Genomic DNA, 4876 nt, shown 5'->3' on the forward strand with positions numbered 1-4876 from the left:
CGCGAACGGCTACGTGGATTACCTCAAGCTGGTCAACGCCCGCGGCGGCATCAACGGCGTGAAGGTCAGCTGGGAAGAGTGCGAGACCGGCTACGCCACCGACCGTGGCGTGGAGTGCTACGAGCGCCTGAAGGGCAAGAACGGCGGCGCGACCGTCTTTCAGCCGCTCTCGACCGGCATCACCTTCGCGCTCACCGAGAAGGCGCCGGGCGACAAGATCCCGCTCATCACCGCCGGCTACGGGCGCAGCGAAAGCGCCGACGGCAGCGTCTTCAAGTGGAACTTCCCGCTCGCCGGCACCTACTGGGTGGCGGCCGACATCCTGACCCAGCACATCGCCAAGAAGGAAGGCGGCTTCGACAAGCTGAAGGGCAAGAAGATCACCCTCGTCTATCACGACAGCCCGTACGGCTAGGAGCCGATCCCGCTGCTGCAGGAGCGGGCCAAGATGCACGGGTTCGAGTTCAACTCGATCCCGGTGACGCATCCGGGTGTCGAGCAGAAGGCGGCGTGGCTGCAGATCCGGCAGAACAGGCCGGACTATGTCTTCCTGTGGGGATGGGGGGTGATGAACTCCACGGCCCTGAAGGAGGCGGTCGCGACCGGCTTCCCGCGCGAGAAGATGTACGGCGTCTGGTGGGCAGCCGCCGAACCGGACGTGAAGGATGTCGGCGATGGCGCCAAGGGCTACAACGGCCTGACTCTGCAGCACGGCGCCGAGCCGAAGTCGAAGGTCGTCAAGGACGTCCTGGCCATGGTGCATGGCAAGGGTCAGGGCACCGGCCCGAAGGAGGAGGTCGGCAGCGTTCTCTACATGCGCGGACTGATGAGCGCGATGCTCGGCGTCGAGGGCGTTCGCCGCGCCCAGGAACGCTACGGCAAGGGCAAGTGGATGAGCGGAGAGCAAGCGCGCTGGGGCTACGAGAACCTGACGCTCGACCAGAAGAAGCTCGACGCGCTCGGCTTCGCCGGCGTGATGCGGCCCATCTCCACCTCGTGCGCCGACCACATGGGTTCCGCCTGGGCCCGCGTGCACACCTGGGACGGTTCGAAATGGGCGGTGACCTCCGACTGGCTGCAGGCCGACGACGCCATCCTCAAGCCGATGGTCCGCGCTGCCTCGGAACGCTACGCCGCCGAGAAGAAGCTGACGAAGCGGACACCGGAGGATTGCCAGACCTGAGCCGTCACGGCGCCCCCTTGCACCCGACCGAACCCTCCCTCCGGGGAGGGCCATGAGCGACCCCATGAGCGCTGCCCCCACCCTCCTCGACGTCAACGGCATCGAGGTGATCTACAGCCACGTCATCCTCGTGCTGAAGGGCGTCTCGCTGCGGGTGCCCGAGGGCTCCATCGTGGCGCTCCTGGGCGGCAACGGGGCGGGCAAGACGACCACCCTGCGCGCGGTCAGCAACCTGCTGGCCGGCGAGCGCGGCGAGGTGACCAAGGGCTCGATCCAGCTTCGCGGCGAGCGCATCGAGAAGCTCAGCACCTCCGACATGGTGGAGCGCGGCGTCATCCAGGTGATGGAAGGCCGGCACTGCTTCGCGCACCTGACGATCGAAGACAACCTGCTGACGGGCGCCTACACGCGCAAGGACGGCAAGGCGGCGATCGCGGCGACGCTGGACAAGGTCTACGCCTACTTCCCGCGCCTGAAGGCGCGGCGTTCCTCGCAGGCGGCGTACACCTCGGGCGGCGAGCAGCAGATGTGCGCCATCGGCCGCGCCCTGATGGCGAACCCGAAGATGGTCCTGCTGGACGAGCCGTCGATGGGTCTGGCGCCGCAGATCGTCGAGGAGGTGTTCGAGATCGTGCGTGACCTGAACTCGAAGGAGAAGGTCACGTTCCTTCTCGCCGAGCAGAACACGAACATGGCGCTGCGCTACTCCGACTTCGGCTACATCCTCGAGAACGGCCGGATCGTGCTCGACGGCCCGGCTGCAGCGCTGCGCGAGAACGAGGACGTCAAGGAGTTCTATCTCGGCACCGGCGGCTCAGGGTCCGGCGAGCGCCGCAGCTTTCGAGACGTCAAGAGCTACAAGCGGCGCAAGCGCTGGCTGGCCTGAGAAACGAGGAAACTACACCATGCCCCGCGCCGATGCCGATGCCCTGGCCCGAATCGCGCCCGTCCTGCGCCAGCTCCGCGACATCAAAGGCGTGCGCGAGGAGCGGCCCGGCATCTTCTACGCCCGCCGCGAAGCCTTCGTCCACTTCCACGACGATGGCGGCGGCCTGTACGCCGACCTGAAGAAATCGGGCGGCGCGGGGTTCGACCGCTATCCGCTGGTGACGCCTGCACAGCAGCGCAAGCTCGTCGACGACGCCAAGGTCCGCGCCGGCCGCCTGGAAGACGAGTGATGGCGTCCACCGCGCTCACCGAACCGCACTGCTGGGAAACCGGCGCGATCGTGGGCTCTGAGCACTTCGACACCCTGGAGACGCGCAGCCCGGAGCAGCGCGAGTCGGCGCTGCTGGCCGCCTTGCGCGCCCAGATCGCGCAGGCCATGGCGCGCGCGCCCGCGGTCGCCGAACTGCTGGACGGCATCGATGCCGCGGCAATCGACTCGCGGCAGGCCCTCGCCCGACTGCCCATGCTGCGCAAGCACGAACTGCTGGAGCGGCAGAAAAACCGCTCGGCTTCCGACGTCTTCGGCGGCTTCTCGACCGTCGGCTGGGGCGCGGTGCGCCCCCCCGGCGAGCGGGCCCTGCGCGTTTTCGCATCGCCCGGGCCGATCCACGAGCCGGAGACCGCCCGCCCGGACTACTGGCGGATGGCCCGTTCGCTCTTCGCCGCGGGCTTTCGCGCCGGCGACCTGGTCCACAACGCGTTCAGCTATCACTTCACGCCGGCCGGGTCGATGATGGAGAGCGGCGCGCACGCGATCGGCTGCACCGTCTTCCCGGCAGGAACCGGCCAGAGCGAGCAGCAGGTGCAAGCGATGGCGAGCCTGGCTCCCCAGGCCTACGCCGGCACGCCGAGCTTTCTTCGCATCCTGCTCGACAAGGCCGACGACATGGGCGTGGCCCTGCCGTCGCTGACCAAGGCGGCGGTGAGCGGGGAGGCATTCCCGTCGGTGCTACGCGACTGGCTGCAGGCCCGCGGCATCGCCGCCTGTCAGAGCTACGGCACCGCCGACCTCGGCCTCGTCGCCTATGAGACCTCGGCCCGCGAAGGTCTTGTCATCGACGAGGGCGTCATCGTCGAGATCGTCCGCCCCGGCACCGGCGAGCCGGTCGACGACGGCGACGTGGGCGAGGTGGTCGTCACGACCCTCAACCCCGACTACCCGCTGATCCGCTTCGGAACGGGCGACCTGTCCGCGGTGCTCCCCGGCCCCTGCCCGACCGGTCGCACCAACACCCGCATCCGCGGCTGGCTCGGCCGCGCCGACCAGGCGACGAAGGTCCGAGGCATGTTCGTCCATCCTTCGCAAGTTGCCGAGATCGCCCGCCGCCACCCCGAGATCGGGCGGGCCCGGCTGGTCGTCGAAGGCGAGGTCGCCGCCGACCGGATGACCCTGCGCGTCGAGGTCCAGGGCGCTGCTGAAGGGCTCGCCGAACGCGTCGCGCAGACGGTACGTGACGTCACCAAGATGCGCGCCGAGGTGCTGCTGTGCGCTCCGGGCAGCTTGCCCAACGACGGCAAGGTGATCGAGGACCTGCGCCCCGTCGGCTGACCCGCGTGCCGGGCGGCTTGCCGCTGTCAGTGCTTTCCACGCTGTCGCGAGGTCTGTCAATTGCCACAATCCGCCGACTCCAGTTGCTCCAGGGAACGTACGACCATGCGCAAATCCGCCCTCCTCCTCGGTGTCCTGACCTTCGTGATCGCCGGCCCGGCGCTCGCCCAGTACCCGGACAAGCCTGTCACCCTCGTCGTCCCGTTCACGGCAGGGGGCCCGACCGACAAGGTCGCCCGCGACCTGGCCGAAGCGCTGCGCAAGCCCCTGGGCGGCCAGAGCATCATCGTCGAGAACGTCGGCGGTGCCGGCGGCACCCTGGGCGCAGCCAAGGTGGCGCGGGCGCCCAACGACGGCTACACGCTGCTCCTGCACCACATCGGCATGAGCACCTCGCCGGCCCTGTACCGGAACCTGCCCTACAAGACGCTCGAGGACTTCGAGTACCTGGGCATGATCAACGAGGTGCCGATGACCCTGATCGGCCGCTCCACGCTGCCGGCGAACAACTACGCCGAACTGATCAAGTGGATGGAGGCGAACAAGGGCAAGATCAACCTCGCGAACGCCGGTCTGGGCGCGGCGTCGCACCTGTGCGGGTTGCTGCTGCAGAGCTCGCTGAAGATCGACATGCAGACGATCCCGTACAAGGGCACGGCCCCGGCGATGACCGACCTGCTCGGCGGCCAGGTCGACGTCATGTGCGACCAGACGACGAACACCACCAGCCAGATCGAAAGCGGCAAGGTCAAGGCCTATGCGGTCACGTCTGCCAAGCGGCTCACGACGCCGGCCTTGAAGAATCTGCCCACGCTCGACGAGGCCGGCCTGAAGGGCTTCAACGTGTCGATCTGGCACGGCCTGTACGCGCCCAAGGGCACGCCCAAGGCCGTGACCGACAAGATCGGCAACGCCCTGCGCACGGCGCTGAAGGACCCGGAGTTCATCAAGCGCGAGGAAGCACTCGGGGCGGTGATCGTCAGCGACAACCGCGTCAACGGACCGGAGCACAAGAAGTTCGTGGAGGCGGAGATCGCCAAGTGGGGGCCGGTCATCAAGGCGGCCGGCCAGTACGCCGACTGAACCGACAGCGCATTCGGCGCAGCAGGTGCGGTCACGCGCTGCAGCGGCGTCTCACTTCGCGTCCTCGACGGCCTTGAAATAGGCTTCCTGGTTGGAAGGCAGGAGCTGGATCG

The 4876-nt window shown here is 68.2% G+C and carries 4 protein-coding genes and 1 pseudogene; all 5 read left to right on the forward strand.

Translation table 11 applies throughout. The annotated features are described in order from the left end of the window. A pseudogene (locus tag AC30N0_RS02575) lies at nt 1-1183 on the forward strand (ABC transporter substrate-binding protein); the annotation flags it as partial. A gap of 64 nt (nt 1184-1247) precedes the next feature. After that, a complete protein-coding gene (locus tag AC30N0_RS02580) occupies nt 1248-2069 on the forward strand; it encodes an ABC transporter ATP-binding protein (RefSeq protein ID WP_489516374.1) in 822 nt (273 codons plus the stop codon). A gap of 19 nt (nt 2070-2088) precedes the next feature. Continuing rightward, nucleotides 2089-2361: a hypothetical protein gene (locus tag AC30N0_RS02585; RefSeq protein WP_489516375.1), complete on the forward strand. Its 273-nt coding sequence runs from the start codon at nt 2089-2091 to the stop codon at nt 2359-2361. Next, nucleotides 2361-3680 carry a phenylacetate--CoA ligase family protein gene (locus tag AC30N0_RS02590; protein WP_489516376.1) on the forward strand — a complete coding sequence of 440 codons (1320 nt, stop codon included), beginning with the start codon at nt 2361-2363 and terminating at the stop codon, nt 3678-3680. The genes AC30N0_RS02585 and AC30N0_RS02590 overlap by 1 nt, the downstream gene beginning before the upstream one ends. A 105-nt stretch (nt 3681-3785) precedes the next feature. After that, entirely contained in the window at nt 3786-4763 is a 978-nt protein-coding gene (locus AC30N0_RS02595) for a tripartite tricarboxylate transporter substrate-binding protein (RefSeq protein ID WP_489516377.1), read from the forward strand. Nucleotides 4764-4876 lie beyond the last annotated feature (113 nt).

The organism is Rhizobacter sp., assembly GCF_031412495.1.
Taxonomy (GTDB): Bacteria; Pseudomonadota; Gammaproteobacteria; order Burkholderiales; family Burkholderiaceae_C; genus Schlegelella_A.